This window comes from Tessaracoccus lapidicaptus (genome assembly GCF_001693815.1).
In the GTDB taxonomy this organism is placed as follows: Bacteria; Actinomycetota; Actinomycetes; order Propionibacteriales; family Propionibacteriaceae; genus Arachnia; species Arachnia lapidicapta.
In genome coordinates, this window is the sequence record NZ_MBQD01000002.1 from 107436 (window position 1) to 128212 (window position 20777).

Sequence of the window (20777 nt, forward strand, 5' to 3'; positions counted from 1 at the left end):
GGACCGGAGATGACCAGAAGCGACCACAGCCAACCTCGATCACGTGCCGGCGGGCGTCTCTCACAGCTGTGGGCGACCCTTCTCCTGGCCCTGTCACTGGCCGCGTCGGTGGTCCCGGGGGCGACGGCCGACCCGCTGGCGACCTCCACCGAGACCGACCCGAGCACGGTGGTGGTGACGATGTCGTCGACGGCGTCGAGCGCGCGCACGGGCTACTCCGTGCCCATCACCGCCACCGCGACCCTCGGGGGGAATCCGGCACCGGCGGGCAGCGTCGAGTTCTACCTGTCCACCGACGGTGTCTCCTTCACGCGGCACTCCACCGTCCCGACCTCCACGGGGACGGCGACGGCGCGGATCGACGTCCCCGTCGCGCCGATGGGGGAGGTGTACTTCCGCGCCACGTACGTCGCCCCGCTCGGGAGCTGGGTGAAGGACGCCACCAGCGACGTCTTCGTGATGCCCGTGGACCAGACGCCGACGATGTGGCTGAACAGGTCGAGCAGCGTCTACGGCGCGAACGCGCTGGTTACCGTGACGGTCGCGTACTTCCAGAACCCGCCCTCGGTGTACCTGGATGGCCGGTTCGCGAGCTCCTGCCCCCGGACCGGGACCTGCTCGTTCGGGGTGTCGACGACGCCCGCCGGCCCGCATACCGTCGTGGTCTCCGACGGCGTCACGACGCTGACCGCCCCCTACACCGTCGTCAAGGCGTCCACGGCGGTCTCCATGTTCTGCGCCAACCCCTCCATGTACACCGGCGAGGCGGTGACCCCGTGCACGGCGACGGTGACCGGAGCGTTCCTGTACTACGAACCTGTCGAGGTCGAGTACGTGGACAACGTCGCGGTCGGGACCGCCAAGGCCACCGCCCACTATCCGGGAGACGACAACCACGAGCCGAGCATCGCGTACGGAACGTTCGCCATCGAGATGCCCACCGCGGTGACGGTGACCTGCGGGCCCGGCCCGTTCGTCTACACCGGCAGCCCGGTCACGCCGTGCTCCGCGACGGCCACTGGGTCGTGGCAGCTGCCGCCCCGCGACGTGCCGGTCACATACTCCGGCAACCTCAACGCCGGCACCGCGACCGCCTCCGCCTCCTTTGTCGGGCTCAGCGGCTCGGCTGACTTCGTGATCACCAAGGCCGCGTCGACGACCACGGTGACCTGTCCCGCGTCCGCCATCTACACGGGGCTTCCCCTGACGCCGTGTTCGGCCGAGGCCTCGGGCGTCGGCATGACGGCGGTGCCGCGGACACCCGACTACACCGGCAACGTCGACGTGGGCACCGCGGCCGCGTCCGCGTCGTGGCCCGGCGATCTGAATCACACCGGGAGCAGCGGCACCGCGACGTTCGCCATCACGAAGGCTGCGTCGACGGTGGCGGTCAGCTGCCCGACGTCGCCGTCGACCTACACCGGGACCGCGCAGACGCCCTGCACGGCGAAGGCCAGCGGCCCGGGGATGGCCGACGTTCCCCTGACCCTGACCTACTCCGGAAACGTCAACGCCGGCACCGCCACCGCCTCGGCGTCCTGGGCGGGCTCGGCGAACCTGGCCGGCTCGAGTGGCTCGGCGACCTTCCAGATCGCCAAGGCCCCGTCGGCCACGACGGTGACCTGCACGGCCGGCCCGCACGTGTTCGACGGCGACGCCCAGACGCCGTGCAGCGCGGTGGCCGGCAAGGTCGGCGGGCCCACCGTCCCCGTCGCCGTCGACTACTCGGGCAACGTCGATGCGGGCACGGCGAGCGCCTCCGCGGCCTGGGCGGGCGACGCGAACCACCTGGGCAGCAGCGACGCGGCGACGTTCACGATCGACAGGGCCCCCGTCACCATGACCGCGGGAGGCTACGGCGGCGAGTTCGACGGCGCGGCCCATCCGGTGTCGGCGTGCGTGGTGACCGGTGCCCACGTCGGGTCGCTCAGCTGCGCCAACGATCCGTCGACGGTGGGGCCGGCCGTCGGCTCCGGCGTGACGACGCCGCTGATGGTGTTCGGTGCGGAGAAGGCGTCGAACTTCGAGGTGTCGGCAGTGGCGGGGCAGTGGGAGGTCACGGCCGTCCCGCTGGCGGTGTCGGTCCGGGCGGTGCCCGCCGTCGAGTGGACGGGCGATGGGAACTACGCCGGCGGGGTCGAGGTGCTGGTGGGCACTCAGACGGGTGCGGGGATCCCCATCAGCGTCGGAAGGCAGCGGATCGACGGCGGGCAGTGCCGCGTCGCCACGCTCACGGGCGTGGCCGACTACACGCTGGACGGCGCGACGGAGGCCGGCAACTCCGTCACGGTGACGGTGACGGACTGCGCGGGTGCCGCGGGGGATCGCATCGAGGTGACGGGCCCGGGGGTGTTCGGGCCGGTGTCGCCGTCGCTGGTGGACGGGGGAGTGCTGATCGTCACCTCGTGACGGCGACGACGCCGGCCCGGCGTCCCACGTGCCGGGCCGGTAGAGCAGAGGGCTACTGGCTGAAGTCGTAGGTGATGTCGATCTCCGGGTCGATGCCCGTTGTTCTCGGCCACCAGCCGGAAGTCCTCGTTGCTGTGGCCGATGAAGATGTACTCGGGGATGGAGATGCGGTACTTCTTCTCGCCAACCGGGACGATCCGCACGTCGCGGCCGTCAATGCCCTGCTTGGCGCTGAAGGAGTACTGCAACAGGAGCGCCCGCGGCGATCACCGCGGGCGCTCCCTGGATTGTGGGACTACTTCAGTTCAAGGCCGGCCGTTGCCTCGACGAGCTCCTCGCTTGCGTCGTTGACCGCAGCCTGGCCGCGATCAGCCCTGACGACTGCCGTGGCGCGTCCGAGGGCACCCTTGAAGGCGCCGAGAGTCTTGCCGGTGTACTGCGCGCCTCGCACGTCGACGGCCCCTGCCTCGTCGATTGCCTGGAGCAGTCTCGAGGTGTCGGTGATCGGCTTCTTCACGCCCAGTAGACCCTCGGGATCAGCGACCGCCGGGGCGGCGAGCTTCTGGGAGAAGTCGGCGTTGAACAGCTGCGGGTTGTGGTTCCGCCGCCAGTTCAGGGCGTCGGTCAATCCCCAGAACGTGACGCGATCGAGGTCCTGCGAGTACTTCTTGTAGACCGCGAAGTACTCGGCGAAGCGCTGCGCCTGGATGGCTTCGAGCTCCATGCGGTTGTCGATCTTGCCCACCCAGTAGGTGAAGCCCTCCTTGTAGAAGAGGTCCGCCGCGGCCGGGTCATCCAGGTCGTAGTAGGGGCCACGATCGCCCTGCGGCTCGGCGTTCCACGCCTCCCACACCTGCAGATCCAGCTCGCTCACGCTAGCGGTGAAGCCGGCCTCGGTGATCAGCTGCAGGGAGCGTTCCACCGATGCGTGGTCGGAGCACGCGCCGGGCTGCCATTCCGCGGCGTCCTCGTCGACCAGCTTGGGCAGACGGGTCAGGTCGGAGCAGGCGAAGGCCGGCGTCTGGTTGATGTAGTTGTGCGACTGCAGCCCGATGCCTTCGATCAGCTGACGCTCGTCCTCGGGATACTCAGCGGCGTAGCGCTCGTTGAGCTCCGTCGCCATGGCCAGGATGGCCTTGGCCTTGCCCTCGGACTGGAAGACGTTGAAGTCGTTGTACTCAAGCTTGGCCTCGGGGCCGTACTTGCGGGCGAAGACGAAGGCGTCGTAGATGAAGTCGCCGGGGCGCTCGCCCGCCGCCTCGTCCATGTCCGTGGTGTAGGCGTCGTACCACCCGGAGTAGCTGTAGTCGCTGGGGTTGCCGCGCAGGAAGTCCTCCCAGTTCTGGGTGGCGGGGTCGAAGGTGTCGAGACCGTCGACGAAGGCCTCGTTCACGACGTCCCAGGAGACGATCCGGCCCTTGAAGTGGGTCAGCACCTCCTTGATGTAGCGCTCCATGTTGGCCTTGGCCTGCGCGCGCGGGTCAGCGGACTCGAGTCCGTAGATCTTGGACGGCGACTGGCTGTGCCACACCAGCACGTGGCCGTGGACGTCGATGCCACGCTCACGGCTCTCGTCGACGAAGTAGTCGGCGGGGCCGAAGTTGAACGTCCACTCGCCCGTGGCCGTGTTGATGTTCGCGTTCGGCAGCAGCTGGTCGGGCTTCATGATGTTCTCGGCGGTCATGATGTTGTAGTGCCGCTCGACCTGCGCCCAGTTGGGCGAGTCCTCCGCGTACGTCTGCTCACCGGAGTAGATGTTGCCAACCTTGAAGTAGTCGGAGTAGACGTCCTTCAGCGGCGGGATCAGGCCGTCATCCGGGGTGCTGTGCGCTGGCGCGGCGAGCCCGGACAGCGCGAGAGCTGCGGCTGCGCCGAGCCCAGCGGTCCTGAGAATCCGTGTCTTGAGTCGGTTGGTGGACAAAGGGTGGTCCTCTCTGAAAGTACCGTCGGTGCGGCCAGGCGCCCTGGGACGTCGTGCGTGCACTCGTGGGTTGACTAGGGCCTGCGCTGGCCGTTCGTCACGTCGAATTAGTTCGCGTTCAGTACCAAACTGAATGAGACCCTACGAAGGGTGTTCGGTGCCCGTCAAGAGGTTTCGGGAAATTTCGGCCGGGGCGTCGAGCGAAAGGCGAACCGGTGGAACCGCCAGTCCCGCCGGTGACGACCATCGCGCGCCTCGCTGGACGACGACGCACTCCTCCAGCCCCTCGGGCCGAAGGGCGAGCGCCATGCCGACCAGTCCATGGCCGCGCTGGTGATGCACATCAACCGCGAGGTGATCGCCTACGGAGCGGAGATCTGCCTGCTGCGCGATCTGCATCGCGCCCAGCGGGACGCCCAGGACCCGGTGGTGGCGGCGGCGAGGCGTGGTGACGCTGGGGAGGTGTCGCGGCTACTCGACGGCGGGGCGGAGGTGTCGCCGTCGTTGGTGCCGGAGATGGCGGGGCTCAGGCAGTGGGGCGTGGTGCGGGCCCTGGTGGAGCGCGGCGCTGCCGTCGATGTCGGAAATCCGTGCGCGTTGCACTACGCCGTTGCGGCGGGCGAGCTGGAGTCCGTCGAGCTGCTGCTGGAGCACGGCGCCGATTCTGAGTTGACGGATGCTCAGTTCGGGATGACGCCCGCGGTGTGGGCGGACCACTTCGGCCACGGCGACCTCTCCGCCCACCTCCGTGGAAGACCGCTGCGCTAGGGCGTCGACCGCACGGCATCGGCTCGCGGGCAGCATCTCTGGATCTACCGGTGCACACGTGGCGGGTGAACTACTGTCGGTGCCATGAGGGCCCGCCCAGCGGCTGACCGCGGGCGGGGGCTCTCAACGGGGGTGGAGAGAGATGAGAAGCGCGCGCGTGTCGTGCTTGGCAGTCGTGGTGGCGTTGTTGGCGTTCGGTCTGGGCGGCTGCACTCCAGACTCGCGTCCTGCGGGTGATGAGGCCGGCGCGGAGGGAGTCAGCGCTTCGGCTCGTCCCCCATCGGCCGCAGGTGGCTCGGAGCGCATCGCTCCCTCGCCATCGCAGTCGGCAGTTCCGTCGGTCACCGAGCCCGTCATCAGCGAACCCACGCAGATTCCGGTGACGTTCTCAGCCGTCGTCGACGGCGACACCGTCGACACAAGCCTGGGCACCGTCCGCCTCATCGGCATTGACTCCCCTGAGCGGGGCGAGTGCGGCCACGACGAGGCGTCGATGGCGATCGGACGTGTCTTGTCCGTGGGCGAGGTGGTGACCCTCGAACTGCCGGAGGGGCAGAATGACCGCGACTCGTACGGGCGCCTCCTCCGCTACGTCATCACCGAGAGCGGAGCTGACCTGGGCCAGATGCAGGTGGAGGCTGGCAATGCGATCGCTCGCTACGACTCGACGGACGGCTATCCCGCGCACCCCCGCCAGGCCGACTACCGTGCCGCGCAGATAGCCTCCGCAGGTCTGGATGGTTCGGTGGTCACCGTCGTCTGCCGCGAGGAGCCGCAGGAGAGCGTTGCGCCACTCGCGGCGCCCGTGGCGACGGAGGAACCGTGGTGGGAGCAGTACGGGTCGTGCAGCAAGCTGAAGAAGAACACCGTCGGGCATCCGAAGGGACCGTTCAGCGTGGACGACCCGGCTGAGGTGGACATCTACAACTGGTTCGAGTTCGGCACGGGCCACCACGGCGACGGCGACAACGACGGCTTGGCCTGCGAGTAACGGTCGGAGGGATGCTCCGGCCTACCGCGCCCGCCGTCGGTCCAACTGCTTCGCCACCAGCTCTCCGGACTGCTGCTCTTCGCGCGGGAGTAGCTCCAGAGCGCGTGATAGAAGACGGTGGGCCACCATCCTCAGGCTGACTAGCGAGGAGGAGACGGGTCGGGCTTCGTGCCCCGGTCAGAGCTGGACGGTGCCGTGCTCGCCGTCGTTCGGGCGCTCGCCCGTGACGGCCGCCTTGGCCAGCCCGAGGAGGGCCGCGACCTGGCTGCCACCGTCCCAGTACTCGGCCTGACTTAGGCCAATTAGTGCCCATGGTCGGCGGATTGCTGCGGCTCAGTGGCGTTGGTGGATCCGGTCGAGGAGTTCCGTCAGGTCGTCGGGTAGGGGGTCTTCGGCGGTGACGATCTGGTCGCCGGCTTGGATGTCGATGGTGCGGTAGCGGCGCAGGGTCTTGACGAGCTGCTTGATGCTGACCCCGGTGGTGGCCTCGAGCCAGCGGACCACGGCCAGGGCGGCGAACACGATGGTCAGGTGGGCTTCGATGGAGTCGCGCTTGTGGTGGAAGATCGGGCGGGCTCGAAGGTCGCTCTTGGACATCCGGAAGGACTTCTCGATCTGCCAGAGCTGGTGATAGGCGCCGATCACGTACTCGGGTGTCGGGTGCTCGAGGTTGGTGATGTAGGCCTTCCAGCCGGCCAGGGTGCGGGTCTTGGCCTCCAGTTCGCGGTTGACTGATTTCGAGCCGCCTTCGAGGCGGACGAACCGGTTGCGTTTGACTGCTGTCTTCCCGGCGACGGCGTCGGTGGCTTTGCGGATCTGTTCATCGATCCCGCGGAGACTGCGGCGGGCCCTGTCAGCGCGGTACTGGTAGTAGATCGTCTCCGACTGCTGAGCCTCCAACGACCCGCGGGCCCAGGGCTGGGTGAGGATCATCTGATCGACCGGGTCCTGCCCGGGATGCGTCTTCTGCCACTGCTCCAACTGGTAGAACACCTTCGGGATCGGTTGCCCGACGATGTAGCGCAGCCCCGCTGCGGCCAGGGCCTTCAGGTTGCCATCTGACAGCATCCCGGCATCGGCGACGACGGTGACTTCGGGGATGCGGTGGGCGGCCATGAACTGGTGCAGGACCGGGATCATCGTGGTCGTTTCGGCTTTGTTGCCCTCGAACGCGTGGACCATGAGCGGGAACCCGCGGACATCGGCGAGGAGGCCGATTGTGATCTGCGGCTCCAGGCGGCGTTCCTTCGAGAACCCCGACTCGCGGAACCCGTCACCCTCATCGGTCTCGAAATACAAGGTGGTCACGTCGTAGAGCACCAGCGTCGCCGGCCCCAGCCCCACATGGGCCGCGAACCCCGCCGCGAGACGGCGCCGCCACGGGTCGGCCGCATACAGCGGTAGCCGGCGTTCGATGGTGCGGTAACTGGGTGACTTGATGCCGATCTCGTCGAGGACCCGGATCGCGTCGAGCTTGCTGGTCGGCTCGATCACCCGGGCCAGCACCAGCTGTCTGAACACCTCATCGCCGCCGCTGGTGGTCTCCAACCCGACCGCACGGAACGCGGCTGACAACGCTTCCCACAGATGCTCCGACCGTGACGCACGGATCGCCAGGGCACGCTTGCGGGGCTGGCCGTCGCCGAGGTCGAGCTCGTCCTGGCCGGCGGTCATCCGCTGCTGCGCGACGCTCTTGAGGATCTCCACATCCTCGGCGGTGTGAGCCGATCCGATGTGATCCATCTGCTTCGACCCGCGCTTGTTGGACCAGACCACCTGCACCGCGGTCGCGCCGCTGGCGGTCTTGACCGTCCGCACGTAGGGAGACATGCCAGCAAGGCTAGAACCAACCCCGATTAGTGCACACACTCCCAACAGAAACCGCTAGTCAACCAGCAGTTGAAGTCGGAATCCTAGAATCGTGGCCTAAGTCAGGTGCTCGCCGTCGTTCGGGCGCTCGCCCGTGACGGCCGCCTTGGCCAGCCCGAGGAGGGCCGCGACCTGGCTGCCACCGTCCCAGTACTCGGCTGTCTCGACGGTGACCTCCAGGATGACGTTGGACGGATCCTCCGCGTCACCGGCGTAGGCCTCCTGGATGCGGTTCCACAGCTCCTGCTTCTTCGCGACGCTCCGCTCGATGCGGCCGGTGCCTGACATCGAGACGTAGGTGCTGCCGTCCATGATGGAGAGGTTGACCTGTTGTCCGTCCGATTGGGTCGCCACGTCGTTGTCGTCCTGGGTGACGAAGCGGAACAGGTCGTTCTCGCGCTCGGCGATGGTCATCGGGCGGCTGACCAGTTTGCCCTCAGTGCTGCGGGTGGTGAACATGACGAAGCGCTGGTTCTTGACAAGTCCGTTGAAGTTATCGAGGTGTTCGGTGCTGGGTGTCTGCTGGTTGTCCATCAACCGACTGTAGGCGCGGGACGAGGACCCCGCGCCGGTTCGGCGAGGTTGGGTCGTCTCGGCAGGGTTACCCGTCGGCGCGCATTCGTGGGCTTCGAAGCCGCTGCGCGGTGCCACAGCCGACGGGGTCTGGCGACGCAGTGTGAGCTGAGTTAGCCCGAGTGTCCCAGGCCTATAGCGCGGTCGGGGAGGGCTGCCGGCGGCGTCCGTCATGACGAGGCACTGATGGAGACTGTCCACCTTGGCCGGAGCCCGTGAATCAGTGTGGCTTCGCACCTTCGTTACTCCCAGGCTCCGGTTCCTTCCGCAGCACAGCGCGGAGTTCGGCTAGTTCTTGGCGCAAGAGCTGGATATCTCTGGACACGGAGTCGGACTCTGCTTTGGCCTCGCTCACCCGCTCGACGATCCACGAGGCAAGCGTCGCGGTGACAGTGCCCAGTATCGCGATACCAGACACCATCAGTCCGACGGCGACCCCACGCCCAAGCGGAGTCACAGGGTAGCGATCGCCGTAGCCGACGGTGGTCATCGTGGTGGCCGCCCACCAGAATGCATCGCTGATAGTTGTGATGTTCGCTCCATCTGCGCCCCTCTCAGCATCAACCACCGCAAGCGCGCCAACTATGGCCAAGAGGATCGCACCCCCGCCCACATAGGTTCCGACTCGGCCGCGAAGGTTCGAGCTGGCGCGCCGGTTGACGACAGAGAGCAGCGTCACCAAGCGCAGCAGCCTCAAGGGGCGCAACACCGGCAGGGCGATGACGATGAGGTCGAACCAGTTGCGCTTTGCGAAGCTGAGCCGGTTCTGACTGAGGATGAGACGTACGAGGTAGTCGACCGCGAAGATCACCCATGTGATCCAGACCAAGGCTTCACATACCAGGACGACTTGGGCGGGCGTACCCGGCCACCAGATGATCGGGACGGCGAATGCTGCGAGGAACACGAACGCGGCGAGCATCAGCGGAACCTCGGCGGCCTGCTCCCACCTTTCGGTCTTCGGAGTCACCCCCGCAGCCTATCCGGGTGGGGTCGTGGGTCTTCGTCAATACGATCAAGGACCGGTGGTGTCTTGAGCGGCAGGTCTCGTCACGGCCAGTCAAGCCTCCGCCGTCGGGGCCGCATCGAGGCCCGGCGGCTCAGGCCGGGGAGACGATGTTCCCTATCAGGAAGAACAGCCAGAACGCGACCGTCACGCCACCCGCGACCAGCCCCACCCACACCGACCAGTGCCGGTCCCCACGCTTGAGGGCGTACACGCCCAGCGCGAGCGCCACCAGCGAGAGGGAGATCGAGGCCATGGGCAGGAGCTGCGAGTTGGACGCCGTCACCTCGCCCTCATCACCCGACGGTGCGGTCCGGCTCAACAGGAGCGGCCAGGCCAACGCCACGAGCGAGACCAGGCCGAAGCCGAAGGAGGACCATGCCGGAAGCGGGTGGCGTGGACCGGGGCCAGGAGCATCTGGTCTTGTGCGGTCGATGGCGACGATCACCCCGACGATGACGATGGCGAGCACAACACCCACGACTGAGACGAGCATGGCCCCTCCCGGGTTTCACCGCCCAAACGGGCTACTTCCATGCTATTCCTGCGGATTCCCGTCTGCTCCCTCTAGCCCTCCGGCGATCGCCTTGTTACCCTGAGCGGAGTGCGCGGAACGCGCCAGGAAGCCAGGAAGCCTCGTGAAGGGAGGAGAGAGATGACACCCAAAGCTGTTGTGCATGCCTTCTCAACCCCCCACACACTTGAGGCCCCCGCCGCCTGACATTTCCCGCCGGGTGCCTCCTCCTCAGGAGAACCACCCTTGCCAAACCTTCTGTCGTCGTTCAGTTGGAGCGACGCCCCCACCACCGCCTACCGCGACACCCTCGCCGACAACCAACGCTGGTCCACCTGGGACTCCATCGAGCGGCTCTGCCGCGGACCCGAGCCCTGGCCGGACTGGCTAGTGACCGCCGCGGCGGCCGTCGACACCGACCTCGGCCTCCTCAAGTCCGGCAAGGAGGCCGACGTCTCCCTGCTCGAACGCGCCGTGCCCGACGACCCGGCGCGCTCCGTCGTCATGGCCGCCAAGCGCTACCGGTCCACCGACCGTCGGCTCTTCCACCGCGACACCGGCTACACGGAGGGCCGCCGTATCCGCAACAGCCGCGACACCCGGGCCGTCGCGCGGAAGTCGTCCTACGGCCGCACCGTCGAGGCGGGCCTCTGGGCGCGCGCCGAGTGGAATGCGCTCGTCACCCTCTACACCGCTGGCGTCCCCGTGCCGTACCCCGTGCAGATCGACGGCACGGAGATCCTCATGGAGTTCATCTCCGACGGCGACGCCGCAGCCCCGCGCCTCCACCAGACCCGGCCGTCGACGGCGCAGCTCGAGCTGCTCTTCGAGCAGCTCCGGGAGGCGATGCAGACCATGGCCCGCCTCGGCCTGGTCCACGGCGACCTCAGCCCGTACAACACGCTGGTCTCCGGGATCGACGACGAGCCGCGCCTGGTGATCATCGACGTGCCGCAGCTGGTGGACCTGGCGTCGAACCCGTACGCCTTCGACTACCTCCACCGCGACTGCACCAACATGGCCGACTGGTTCAGCCGCGCTGGGCTCGCCGTCGACGGCGACGGCCTCCTTGGGGAGGTGCTGGCCCACGCCTGGTGAACCCAGGGACGCCTGCAGCTGCAACACCTACTGCAACACCAATGTTGCAGTAGGTGTTACAGCTGACCCAGCGCCCAGGTGGCTCATGGGGTCGCCGTTCTTTCGAATATTGCGAATCGGGCTAGCGTGGGGTCATGACCGAGTCAACGACGCGCGGCACGACCGTTCTGCCTCCACAAGACCTTGAGCCCATGCTCGACCTCTCCCGATTCCTGGAAAAGGTCACCGAGCCGGCCGCACTTCTGGGTCCCGACGGCCAAACGGTCCCACTGCCGCTCGAGGCCTATCGGGTCCTGGTCGACGTCGTCCACGCCATGCGCGAAGGCAAGGCGATCACCGTCGCCTCGATCGATCAACTCCTCACAACCCAGCAGGCGGCCGACTTCCTCGGCATCAGCCGTCCCACGCTGGTCAAGCTCCTGGAATCCGACGAGATTCCGCACGAGTCGCCTGGCGCAGGGAGGCACCGTCGAGTCCGGTTGCGCGACGTGCTCGACTACCAGGAGCGCAAGCGGTCTCGGCGCCGACTCGCCCTCGATGAGCTCATCCAGGACGCCGTCGGAGCTGGCCTGTACGAGGCTGAGCAGGCTGATTACGCCGACGCATTGAGGCGGGCGCGCCAGGGGCGAGGCTGACGTGTCGAGGTTCTCCGTGCTGCTGGATGCATGCGTCCTCGTGCCGATCTCCCGCGCGGACACCGGATGCACTCGAGACGAGCGTCCAGCTGCCCGACCCGGACGACCGCCACGTAGTGGCGGCCGCTCTGGCCGGACGAGCTGACCTGATCGTCACGGGCAACGTCAAGGACTCCCCGCCTGCCACCCTCGGCACGTGGGACCTGGAAGTGCAGAGCCCGGATGACTTCCTCCTGAATCAACTGGACCTCGATCCGGACCGCGTGATGCATGCGCTTCAGCGACAGGTTGATGCGGCTCGCAATCCCCGAATCACGTTACCGGTGCTGTTCGCGAGCCTCGCGCGAGCTGGCGCGCCGGGATTTGCCGCCGAGGCTGCAGGCCAGCGATGGCGACTGGATCACGACCATCTGCCGCGGTTGGGACCAGGCGAAGGCTGATCGCTGACACCGGAACATCACCGGACTCTGCGATCCGTCAGGCGAGGGAGCGCCTCACCGTCTCCTGGAGTTCCTTCCAGCTCACGATGAACTTCTCCACACCCTCGTCCTCGAGCACCTGGAACGCGTCGTCGAGGTCGACCCCAGCGTCCGCGATCTCCTTCAGCACAGCGCGCCCCTCACCCGCCGTGCCCTCCATGCGCGGTCCGATGTCGCCGTGGTCCGCGAACGCATTGAGCGTCTTCTCCGGCATGGTGTTGACGACGTTGCTCGCCACCAGCTCTGAGACGTACAGCGTGTCGGGGTAGGACGGGTCCTTCGTGCCCGTCGACGCCCACAGCGGGCGCTGCGGGTTGGCGCCCTTGGCCTTGAGCGCGGCGAACCGCTCCGAGCCGAACACTTCCTCGAACGCGCCGAGCGCGACCTGCGCGTTGGCGATGGCGGCCTTGCCCTTGAGGTCCTCCCGGCCCAGCGCGGTCAGGCGGGCGTCGATCTCGACGTCGACCCGCGAGATGAAGAACGATGCGACGGAGTGGATCGTGTTGAGGTCGCGGCCAGCGGCGTCGGCGGTCTCGAGCCCGGTCAGGTAGGCGTCCATGACCTCGCGGTACCGGTCCTCGTTGAAGATGAGGGTGACGTTGACCGAGATGCCGCGCCCGATGACCTCCGCGATCGCCGGGATGCCGGCCTTGGTGGCGGGGATCTTCACAAGGAGGTTCTCCCGGCCCACGACGTCGTAGAGCTTCTGAGCCTCCGCGACGGTGGCGTCCGTGTCGTGGGCGAGCTCCGGCGAGACCTCGATCGAGACCCGGCCGTCGAAGCCGCCAGTGCGGTCGTAGATGGGCTTGAGGAGGTCCGCGGCGTCGCGGACGTCGGTAGTGGTGGCGAGCCGGATCGCCTCGTCGACGTCGGTGAGGCCCTGGAGCTGCCCGGCGTAGGAGTCGCCGTCGCTGAGGGCCGCGGCGAAGATCGTCGGGTTGGTGGTCACACCGACCACGGACTTGGTCTCGATCAGTTCGGCGAGGTTGCCGGAGGTGAGGCGGTCGCGAGAGAGGTCGTCGAGCCAGATGGAGACGCCGGCGTCGCTGAGGGCCTTGAGTCGATCGGTCATGGGAGTCCCCCTGGGTAGTTGGGCTTCATGTCGAGCCTAGGCGAGGCGGCGCGAGGGGCGGCGGGGTTGCTCGTTGTTGCCCAGACACACCCAGCTGGATCTGGTTACCCCAGGCTCTCCTGCAGGCTCACTTCGACGGTGCCCTGGTCGGCGCCGGGTGTGGCGTCGGGGCTGCCGAAGAGCACGGCGAAGACCAGGAAGACTGCGATGACGGCAGCGGCGGCATGGGTGTTGACTGCGGCGAATGGCGAGGCGTTCATGATGTTCCTCCGTTGTTTAGGCATGGCGGGGCCAGGCCTGGTTGTGGATGGTGCTGCCCCGGCGGTTACCGGGGACGTGTGGAATGGCGATCAGGCCGGGGTGTCGACGATCGCCTCGGTGAGTTGATTCGCGACGAGGGTGACTTGCCGTGCCAGGTCGTCGACCGTCGCTGGGTTGATGCGCTGCACGGGGCCCCCGATGCCAATGCAGCCCACCGGCGGTCCGTCCCGCCCCTCGAACACGGGCGCCGAGATCCCGCAACCCCCGGTGTGGTTCTCCTCGCTGTCGACGGCGTAGCCAAGAGAGCGGACCGTTGCCAGGTGATCTCGGAGCAGGCCGGGATCGGTGATGGTGCGGCCGGTGCGGGCGGGAAGCTCGACCGGCAGCGGGGCCAGCTCCCAGGCGAGCAGGCACTTGCCCACCGACGTGGAGTGGAGGGGGAGCAGCCGGCCCTTCTCCAGCACGACCCGGAGCGACTGGGCCGTCTCGATGGCGTCCACAACCAGAGCCCCGCCGTCCGCAGCGACTGCCCCGTGTGCGCATTCTCCGGTCAGGCCGACGAGTTCCTGCAGGAACGGCGAGGCGAGATGGCGAAAGCGCCGCTGGGCTGTGGTGAGGCCGAACCGTGAACGGAGCGCCGGGCCGAGCCGGTAGCCCCGCCTGGAACGCGCGGGCGCGACGGCGAACCCCTCCTTGGCGAGAGTCTGCAGGATGCGGGAGGCGGTGCTCTTGTGGACACCGAGCTCATACGAGACCTGCTGGACGGAAAGGCCGCGGTGTTGCAGAGCGGGGTCACTCTCCAACTCGATGAGTAGGCGGATGACGCGCAGGCCGCGCTCGAGGCTGCTGCGTTCGACGCCCTGCTGGCTCATCTCCGCCCTCCCTTCGATACCCGTGATGCCGATGACTCGAGGCTATCCACCGCGTCGGGTGGGCACAATCGGGAAACGTCGCTTGGTTGCTTAGAGTGCAACGCAACTCTCTTCATGGCTCGTTGATCTCTCAGGGTTGCGTTTGATGCAACTGGACACCCACTTGGCCCTCACGTCAGTGCCGGAGTCAGCCGCCGATGTTGCTGGCCCCTGACCCACAGGTCAGCCGGGTACCCAGTGTGGCCGGGAGCGCTCCTTCCTTGTGCCACGGGGGTGAAGGCGCCTGCTTTTACTTCGATTCGCCAGCCCTCTAGGGCAGGTGTCGATAGCGGAGGCAGGCGCCACGGGGCAGAAGGCAGGCGTCGTGAGCGGAGGCAGGCGCCACGGGGCAGAAGGCAGGCGTCGTGAGCGGAGGCAGGCGCCACGGTGCAGAAGGCAACTACACCGGCCTCTACGCGCTCGGCAACGGCGCGCCGCTGACGTCGCTGATCGGGGGCTGCATCGCGATCTTCGCGATCCGCAACCGCACCATCCCGGCCGCGATCAGGGCGGGCGTCGGCGGCGTGCTGGCCTTCTTCGGGATCATCCACGAGGGTGCCCCCGTGATGGGTGGCGAGCGGCCGACGAACTTCCTCATCGCCTACGCGATGGTGGCGGCGCTGTTCGTCCTGAAGTGGGCGCTCGACAAGCGTGATCCCGAGCTCGTCGACGGCCAGCCCCGCGACGACGCCCCGGCGCACGCCGTTGTGGGTGTGGATCCCGCGGCCGTGGCGACCGCGGACTCGTCCAGCGACCCCCTGCTGGACGGGACCGAGCGGGAAGCGCTCGTGGACAGCGATCCCGAGGAGGGTCGCGCCCGGGTGTGACCCAGGTCTGACAGCTGTCAGCTGTCGCGTCGCGTGGCACCTCGCCCGCCCCCTAGGGCTGAGGTGCCACGTGGCGTTTCCGGGGGTGCGCGGGTGTGGCGGGTCGCGAGGGGCTCGCGGCGCCGTCGGGGCAGCACGAAAGACAGGGATACTCGCGGGTGGATGCCCGTGAGGGGGTCGAGCGGACAGTTCGACGGCGTGTCGTGCCGGGTGGGGGCGCCCGAGGCGGGCGTAGCCTGCGGGCATAGCGGGGGGACGGGCGTGATGGGCCGACGGCCGTGCTGGGCGCGGGCGTGGAGGGACGGCATGGCGGGGGGAGGGGCATGGCTGGGCGGACGACGATGCGGGTGCGGGCAGCGCGACGGCGCAAGCGACGGCTGGGCGCCAAGGTGCAGGACCTCACCGTCGAACAGTGGTCCGCCCTGTGCGACAGATGGGGCGGGTGCGCGTACTGCGGCGCCGTCGGCGTGGCCCTGCAGAAGGACTGCGTGCTCCCGATCTCCCGCGGCGGCCGCTACACCGTCGACAACGTGGTCCCAGCCTGTCGCGCGTGCAACACCAGCAAGTGCAACAGCGAGGTGACCGGCTGGATGCGGCGGAAGAAGCTCGATGAGGAATCGTTCCTGATCCGCCAATGGGAGATCTCGGCGGTCCTCAGCGAGCGTTAGCTGTCGCGGTCCGGGCGGGGGTCAGCGGGCGACGGCGGCGCCCAGGGTCTCGCCCCACCGTCGGGCGCGGTCCAGCTCACCGTCGCGCAGCGGCCCGTACTTGCCCGTCACGAAGAACCCCTCCGGCTTCACGACCGGCCGGTACCCCTTCGCCTCGAGCTCCTTCGCGATCGTCGGCGCCCCCTTGCCGAAGGGGCCGCGGACTTCGGTGTCGAAGGCTGCGAACGGCGTCGTGGCCGGCGGGAGCGAATCCATCCACTCTCGGATCGACGGGTTGCTGAGGTCCGGCGGCGGCGACCCGGGCTCGGGGTGCTCGCGGATCTCGGTGCGGGTGCGCTCCGAGGACAGGTGGAACGCGAACACGGGCCCGCCCGCGACGATCAGGTCCGCGTCGGCCACCACGTCCGGCGTGGCGTCCTTCGTCGACATCGCGACGGCGCCCTCGCCCAGCCCGTCGGCCACCGCGCGCGCAATCTGAGCGGTGTTTCCCCACAGTGACTCGTACACGACAACGGCCTTCATCGCCCGTTCCTTTCGGTCGTGCCCAGCGTACGCCGCGGCGGGTAGACGGGTGCGGGAATGTGGCCGCGGGCTGCCGAACGTGAAGGGAGGGTTCAGGGCGTGTCGGCCGGCATGCCGACGACGTACGCGGCCTGGGCGATGTGCTGCGCGGCGTCGTCGATGACGCTGACCAGCCGCACGCCGCGCGTGACGGGCGGATCCCAGTGGCGGTCGACGACGTCGTCGAGGTCGGCCTCGCTGAGGGTGTCGAGGTAGGCGAGCAGGGCGTCGGTGCAGGCGGCGACGTAGTCGATGAGGACGGCGGCGTCGTCGACGGCGATCGCGCGCGCCTCCTCGGGCGAGTGGCCGTAGCCGACCGGGTCGCCGGTGGCGCCGAGGCCGCTGCGCTCCCGGAACCCCTGCGCGCGCCAGACCTCGTCGTCGCCGGTCAAGTGGGCGAGCTGCACGTCGAGCTCCCGGCCCGTGTGCCAGAGGAGCCACGCGATGGAGTTGTCGTGGCCGGCGGGGTGGCGGTTGAGGTTCGCCGGGGTGATGCGGTCGGCGATGGACCGCAGGGAGTCGATCGGGCGGGTGGCGGCGTCGCGGAGGATGTCGAGTGCGTCCATGGCACCAGTCTGGACCCCTGGTGCGCATCGAAACGCTTCGCTTATGATGTGATTCCACACAGCGGTGATCCTGCCCGGCGACCGACGCCGCCACGCCGCTGACCGAGACCCTCCGAGGACACCGTATGCCACAGGAACTCTGGCGCCTCTACCGCCGCGCGATGCACCGCGTCGTCAACGGCCTGGCACAGCAGTCCGTCGACATCGTCGACACCGACCGCACCGTCGCCCCCCGCCTCGTCGAGCTCTGCCGGCGCGCGGCGGGCGAGGGCGTGGTGCTGCTGCGCAACGTCGACGGCGTGCTCCCGCTCCCCGCGCACGCGCCGGTCGCGGTGTTCGGGCGCGTGCAGTGCGACTGGTTCGCCGTCGGCTACGGCTCGGGCGGGGACGTCAAGGCGCCCTACGAGGTGTCGCTGCTGGAGGCTTTGCGCGAGGCCGGTGTCGCGGTGGTGGGCGAACTGGCCGCCGCCTACGAGACGTGGGCCGCGGCGAACCCGCCGGACGAGGGCTACTGGGGCAACTGGCCGCGACACTTCGACGAGATGCCCCTCGACGCCGGGCTGGTGTCACGGGCCTCGCGCGAGGCCGGTGTCGCGGTGGTGGTCATCGGCCGGGCCGCCGGCGAGGACCGCGAAAGCGTGCTCGAACCCGGCTCCTACTATCTGACGGACGCGGAACGGGCGATGCTCGACGCGGTGGTCGCGCGGTTCGAGCGCGTCGTCGTGGTGGTCAACACGGGCAACGTCATGGACCTGTCGTGGGCCGACGACTACGGCGACCGCTTGGCCGGCCTCATCCTCGCCTGGCAGGGCGGCATGGAGGGCAGCCGGGGGCTGGTGGACGTGTTGACCGGGGCGGTGTCGCCGTCGGGTCGGCTCACCGACACCATCGCGCGCCGCTACGAGGACTACCCGTCGGCGCCGAACTTCGGCCACCGCCACTTCAACAACTACGCCGAGGACGTCTTCGTCGGCTACAGGTACTTCGAGACCTTCGCGCCCGAGGCGGTGCAGTTCCCGTTCGGGTTCGGCCTCGGATATGCGACGTTCGAGCTGGGAGCGGCGGAGTTCTCGGGTGGGGGTGACGGCGACGGCGACGTCGCGGTCTCCGTCGAGGTCCGCAACGTCGGCGAGCGGTCGGGCCGCGAGGTCGTCCAGCTGTATGTGGCCGCACCGGACGGCGCGCTGGGCAAGCCGTCGCGCGCGCTCGTCGGCTATGCGAAGACGGCTGAGCTGGCGCCCGGGGAGTCTGAGCGGGTGTCGCTGATGGTGCCGCGGGCGGCACTGGCGAGCTACGACGACGGCGGCGCCACCGGCCACCGCTCCGCCTGGGTGCTCGAGCCGGGGACCTACACCTTATATATGGGCGCGGACGTGCGGACCGCTGAACGGGTGGGCGCGGTCGAGGTGCCGGAGCTGGTCGTCGTCGAGCAGTTGGCCGAGGCGTGCGCCGTCGATCCCGAGGCGCCGTTCCGGCGCATGACTGTGCGGCGGGACGGAGCTGCGGCCCGAGTCGGGTGGGAGGACGTGCCCACCCGGACCGTCGACCTGCGGCGCCGGATTCTCGACGCCCTGGCCGTCGAGATCCCGGTGACGGGGTACCGCGGGGTCCAGTTCGACGACGTCGCGGCGGGGCGGCGATCCATGGACGAGTTCGTCGCGCAGCTGAGCGACGAGGAACTCGAGGCCCTCACCCGCGGACACGGCCGGATGAACAGCCCGCTGGGCGCCGTCGGCAACGCGGGGGTCTTCGGCGGGATCCTGGAGTCGCTGCGGGCGAAGGGCGTGCCCCCGGTGACGTGCACGGACGGGCCGTCCGGCATCCGGCTGAGCGCGTACGCGTCGCTGCTGCCGTGCGGGACGGCGCTGGCGTCGACGTGGGACCCGGCGCTGGTCCGCGAGCTGGCCGCCGAGCACGCGCTCGAGATGGTCCGCAAGGGGTCCGACGTCCTGCTCTCGCCCGGCATGAACATCCACCGCGACCCGCTGTGCGGCCGCAACTTCGAGTACTTCTCGGAGGACCCGCTGGTGACCGGGCGGATGGGCGCCGCCGTCGTGGCTGGGGTGCAGTCGCGGGGTGTCGCGGCGTGCCCGAAGCACTTCGCCGCCAACAACCAGGAGACCAATCGGAGCAAGAACGACTCGCGGGTCTCCGAGCGGGCGCTGCGTGAGATCTATCTCAAGGGGTTCGAGATCGTCGTCAAGGAGGCGTGGCCCCAGACGATCATGACGTCGTACAACAAGATCAACGGGGTCTGGGCGCACTACAACTACGAGCTCGTCACGACCATCCTGCGGGACCAGTGGGGCTACGACGGCATGGTGATGACCGACTGGTGGATGCAGCACTCCCGCGACCCGCACTTCCCGGAAGTCTGGGACTCGGCGTACCGGGTGCGCGCGGGCGTGGACGTGCTGATGCCCGGCTCCACCGTCGATGGGCTGCGGCGCGGGGTGGACCGCTCGCTGCTGCGGTCGCTGGCGAAGGGCGACGGCGTGCGTCGTGGGGAGCTGCAGGCGGTCGCGGGTCGGGTGCTGCGCTTCGTGGAGGTGTCGCGGCCGGCGCGCTCCGGGCGCGGGGAGGGCGTTGAGCCTGACTCGCGGTCTGCGGGGATCGGTTGAGCCTGACTCGCGGCCTGTGGGGATCGGTTGAGCCTGCGACTGGTGTCGTCGCGGTGAAGGCGGTTCTTGAGGCTCGTTGAGGGGGTTGAGCCTGCGCCGATTCTCGACGCGGGGAAGGCGGTGTGCGGTGACTTGAGCCTGCGTCCAGTCTCGACGGCCAATTCGGGCCGACTCCGCCGATCTTCGTGGTTGACCCTGGCCGCAGGCTCGTCCATCCCCGACGAGCCGCGTGTCAGGCTCAACCACGGTCCGCAAGCGGCGTGTCGGGCTCAACCCGTAGTTCGGCAGGCGCAGCTACTCGCCGGCCGACGCTGGAGGGTCGCCCGCGACGGGGCGGGGCAGGGGATCGACGGCGGGGCCACTCGCAGCGGTCGCGGGGCTACCTCCAGCTGACGCGATGCCACGTGGGAGCGGATCCACCGCCTCGACGGCGTCCGCGACCCGCAGATCACGGTCGCGACCCCGTTCGCGGAGCCCGGCCACCACCCCGGCGCGGTCGGCGTCCGTCCGGTTCCGCGACAGCTTGAACCGCCCCACCACCTCGGTGATCTCGAGCTCCACCCCGACGATGCCCTGGAGCATCGCCGCCATGAACTCCGACGGCGCCTCGGCGCCCGACCACGGTCCGCGCTCCGCGTCCGCGGCGCCGGGGGTGTCGGCCAGGCGTGCCGCGTCGACCGACCGCGCCTGAGCCATCACCTCGCCGCGCAGGCGCCGGGTGTCGCGATGCACGGTCAGGCAGCCGGCGATCTGGACCTGCTCGTAGTCCCACGTGCCGACGGCGCGGCCCTCGGCGCGGCCCTTTGCCCCGCCGCCGTGCTCGGCAGGCTGGATGCTCGGATACCAGCGCGGACTCACGTAGGTGTGCGAACCCTGGATGAGCACGCGGCACGGCACGCGTGTCGATGCCGAGTGGATACTGACCCCGTGGCGCCGAGTGAATTTTGACCCCTCTCCGTCAGAGTGAGGGAGTGATCAGTGTGGAGGATTGGGCCGAGATCCGACGGCTTCATAGGTCGGAGGGGTT

20 protein-coding genes are annotated in these 20777 nt (G+C 68.8%); 9 read left to right on the forward strand and 11 right to left on the reverse strand.

The window, feature by feature from the left end; all coding sequences use genetic code 11:
* Positions 1–9: 9 nt before the first annotated feature.
* On the forward strand, positions 10–2409 hold the full coding sequence (locus BCR15_RS01120) for a hypothetical protein (protein WP_068749594.1): 2400 nt from the start codon (positions 10–12) through the stop codon (positions 2407–2409).
* A gap of 295 nt (positions 2410–2704) precedes the next feature.
* Here BCR15_RS01120 and BCR15_RS01125 read toward each other — a convergent pair whose 3' ends face one another.
* The gene (locus BCR15_RS01125) at positions 2705–4330 is read right to left on the reverse strand and encodes an endo-1,4-beta-xylanase (RefSeq protein WP_068749595.1); all 1626 of its coding nucleotides are present in this window, start codon (positions 4328–4330) and stop codon (positions 2705–2707) included.
* A 321-nt stretch (positions 4331–4651) separates the two neighbouring features.
* On the opposite strand from BCR15_RS01125, the gene BCR15_RS01130 reads away from it, so the two are divergent.
* Complete coding sequence (locus BCR15_RS01130) at positions 4652–5098, forward strand: ankyrin repeat domain-containing protein (protein ID WP_068749596.1); 447 nt, start codon at positions 4652–4654, stop codon at positions 5096–5098.
* Positions 5099–5477: 379 nt separating this feature from the next.
* The gene (locus BCR15_RS01135) at positions 5478–6089 is read left to right on the forward strand and encodes a thermonuclease family protein (protein WP_068749597.1); all 612 of its coding nucleotides are present in this window, start codon (positions 5478–5480) and stop codon (positions 6087–6089) included.
* Positions 6090–6422: 333 nt separating this feature from the next.
* On the opposite strand, the gene BCR15_RS01140 is transcribed toward BCR15_RS01135, so the two are convergent.
* The 4 genes from BCR15_RS01140 to BCR15_RS01155 form a co-directional block, all read right to left on the reverse strand.
* Positions 6423–7919, reverse strand: a complete 1497-nt coding sequence (locus tag BCR15_RS01140) for an IS1634 family transposase (protein WP_068749598.1) — start codon at positions 7917–7919, stop codon at positions 6423–6425.
* A gap of 96 nt (positions 7920–8015) precedes the next feature.
* Positions 8016–8492 (reverse strand): pyridoxamine 5'-phosphate oxidase family protein, encoded by a 477-nt coding sequence (locus BCR15_RS01145; protein WP_068749599.1) that lies wholly within the window; start codon positions 8490–8492, stop codon positions 8016–8018.
* 259 nt (positions 8493–8751) lie between these two features.
* Positions 8752–9501: a potassium channel family protein gene (locus BCR15_RS01150; RefSeq protein ID WP_068749600.1), complete on the reverse strand. Its 750-nt coding sequence runs from the start codon at positions 9499–9501 to the stop codon at positions 8752–8754.
* 130 nt (positions 9502–9631) lie between these two features.
* Positions 9632–10033: a hypothetical protein gene (locus BCR15_RS01155; protein WP_068749602.1), complete on the reverse strand. Its 402-nt coding sequence runs from the start codon at positions 10031–10033 to the stop codon at positions 9632–9634.
* A 264-nt stretch (positions 10034–10297) separates the two neighbouring features.
* Between BCR15_RS01155 and BCR15_RS01160 the strand changes: the two genes are divergently transcribed.
* The 3 genes from BCR15_RS01160 to BCR15_RS14215 all read left to right on the forward strand — a co-directional run bounded on the left by BCR15_RS01160 (position 10298) and on the right by BCR15_RS14215 (position 12224).
* Positions 10298–11149, forward strand: a complete 852-nt coding sequence (locus tag BCR15_RS01160) for a serine protein kinase RIO (protein WP_068749604.1) — start codon at positions 10298–10300, stop codon at positions 11147–11149.
* A 134-nt stretch (positions 11150–11283) separates the two neighbouring features.
* Positions 11284–11784 (forward strand): helix-turn-helix domain-containing protein, encoded by a 501-nt coding sequence (locus BCR15_RS01165; protein WP_068749606.1) that lies wholly within the window; start codon positions 11284–11286, stop codon positions 11782–11784.
* A gap of 26 nt (positions 11785–11810) precedes the next feature.
* Positions 11811–12224, forward strand: coding sequence for a PIN domain-containing protein (locus BCR15_RS14215; RefSeq protein ID WP_083196546.1), 414 nt, complete (start codon positions 11811–11813; stop codon positions 12222–12224).
* Positions 12225–12261: 37 nt separating this feature from the next.
* Here BCR15_RS14215 and tal read toward each other — a convergent pair whose 3' ends face one another.
* The 3 genes from tal to BCR15_RS01175 all read right to left on the reverse strand — a co-directional run bounded on the left by tal (position 12262) and on the right by BCR15_RS01175 (position 14468).
* A complete protein-coding gene (gene tal / locus BCR15_RS01170; protein WP_068749608.1) occupies positions 12262–13335 on the reverse strand; it encodes a transaldolase in 1074 nt (357 codons plus the stop codon).
* A gap of 104 nt (positions 13336–13439) precedes the next feature.
* The gene (locus tag BCR15_RS14830) at positions 13440–13595 is read right to left on the reverse strand and encodes a hypothetical protein (protein WP_176715162.1); all 156 of its coding nucleotides are present in this window, start codon (positions 13593–13595) and stop codon (positions 13440–13442) included.
* Between the two features lie 90 nt (positions 13596–13685).
* The gene (locus BCR15_RS01175) at positions 13686–14468 is read right to left on the reverse strand and encodes an IclR family transcriptional regulator (protein WP_068749610.1); all 783 of its coding nucleotides are present in this window, start codon (positions 14466–14468) and stop codon (positions 13686–13688) included.
* A gap of 404 nt (positions 14469–14872) precedes the next feature.
* Here BCR15_RS01175 and BCR15_RS01180 point away from each other — a divergent pair, with 404 nt between their 5' ends.
* Together BCR15_RS01180 and BCR15_RS01185 are read left to right on the forward strand one after the other, a co-directional pair.
* Complete coding sequence (locus BCR15_RS01180; RefSeq protein ID WP_068749611.1) at positions 14873–15334, forward strand: hypothetical protein; 462 nt, start codon at positions 14873–14875, stop codon at positions 15332–15334.
* A gap of 323 nt (positions 15335–15657) precedes the next feature.
* Complete coding sequence (locus BCR15_RS01185) at positions 15658–16002, forward strand: HNH endonuclease (protein ID WP_068749612.1); 345 nt, start codon at positions 15658–15660, stop codon at positions 16000–16002.
* A gap of 21 nt (positions 16003–16023) precedes the next feature.
* On the opposite strand, the gene BCR15_RS01190 is transcribed toward BCR15_RS01185, so the two are convergent.
* Both BCR15_RS01190 and BCR15_RS01195 read right to left on the reverse strand, forming a co-directional pair.
* Entirely contained in the window at positions 16024–16524 is a 501-nt protein-coding gene (locus BCR15_RS01190) for a flavodoxin family protein (RefSeq protein WP_068749613.1), read from the reverse strand.
* A 92-nt stretch (positions 16525–16616) separates the two neighbouring features.
* Entirely contained in the window at positions 16617–17129 is a 513-nt protein-coding gene (locus BCR15_RS01195; protein WP_068749618.1) for a mycothiol transferase, read from the reverse strand.
* Between the two features lie 125 nt (positions 17130–17254).
* Here BCR15_RS01195 and BCR15_RS01200 point away from each other — a divergent pair, with 125 nt between their 5' ends.
* Entirely contained in the window at positions 17255–19750 is a 2496-nt protein-coding gene (locus BCR15_RS01200) for a glycoside hydrolase family 3 protein (RefSeq protein ID WP_083196547.1), read from the forward strand.
* 294 nt (positions 19751–20044) lie between these two features.
* On the opposite strand, the gene BCR15_RS01205 is transcribed toward BCR15_RS01200, so the two are convergent.
* Positions 20045–20647: an FMN-binding negative transcriptional regulator gene (locus tag BCR15_RS01205; RefSeq protein ID WP_228383349.1), complete on the reverse strand. Its 603-nt coding sequence runs from the start codon at positions 20645–20647 to the stop codon at positions 20045–20047.
* Positions 20648–20777 lie beyond the last annotated feature (130 nt).

Bases quoted from the DNA above. Each gene is read 5' to 3' on its own strand.
- BCR15_RS01195 (WP_068749618.1), bottom strand. From the start codon at position 17,129: ATGGACGCACTCGACATCCTCCGCGACGCCGCCACCCGCCCGATCGAC.
- BCR15_RS01165 (WP_068749606.1), top strand. From the start codon at position 11,284: ATGACCGAGTCAACGACGCGCGGCACGACCGTTCTGCCTCCACAAGAC.
- BCR15_RS14215 (WP_083196546.1), top strand. From the start codon at position 11,811: ATGCATGCGTCCTCGTGCCGATCTCCCGCGCGGACACCGGATGCACTC.
- tal (WP_068749608.1), bottom strand. From the start codon at position 13,335: ATGACCGATCGACTCAAGGCCCTCAGCGACGCCGGCGTCTCCATCTGG.
- BCR15_RS01185 (WP_068749612.1), top strand. From the start codon at position 15,658: ATGGCTGGGCGGACGACGATGCGGGTGCGGGCAGCGCGACGGCGCAAG.
- BCR15_RS01200 (WP_083196547.1), top strand. From the start codon at position 17,255: ATGCCACAGGAACTCTGGCGCCTCTACCGCCGCGCGATGCACCGCGTC.
- BCR15_RS01120 (WP_068749594.1), top strand. From the start codon at position 10: ATGACCAGAAGCGACCACAGCCAACCTCGATCACGTGCCGGCGGGCGT.
- BCR15_RS01175 (WP_068749610.1), bottom strand. From the start codon at position 14,468: ATGAGCCAGCAGGGCGTCGAACGCAGCAGCCTCGAGCGCGGCCTGCGC.
- BCR15_RS01155 (WP_068749602.1), bottom strand. From the start codon at position 10,033: ATGCTCGTCTCAGTCGTGGGTGTTGTGCTCGCCATCGTCATCGTCGGG.
- BCR15_RS01140 (WP_068749598.1), bottom strand. From the start codon at position 7,919: ATGTCTCCCTACGTGCGGACGGTCAAGACCGCCAGCGGCGCGACCGCG.
- BCR15_RS01130 (WP_068749596.1), top strand. From the start codon at position 4,652: ATGGCCGCGCTGGTGATGCACATCAACCGCGAGGTGATCGCCTACGGA.
- BCR15_RS01190 (WP_068749613.1), bottom strand. From the start codon at position 16,524: ATGAAGGCCGTTGTCGTGTACGAGTCACTGTGGGGAAACACCGCTCAG.
- BCR15_RS01145 (WP_068749599.1), bottom strand. From the start codon at position 8,492: ATGGACAACCAGCAGACACCCAGCACCGAACACCTCGATAACTTCAAC.
- BCR15_RS14830 (WP_176715162.1), bottom strand. From the start codon at position 13,595: ATGAACGCCTCGCCATTCGCCGCAGTCAACACCCATGCCGCCGCTGCC.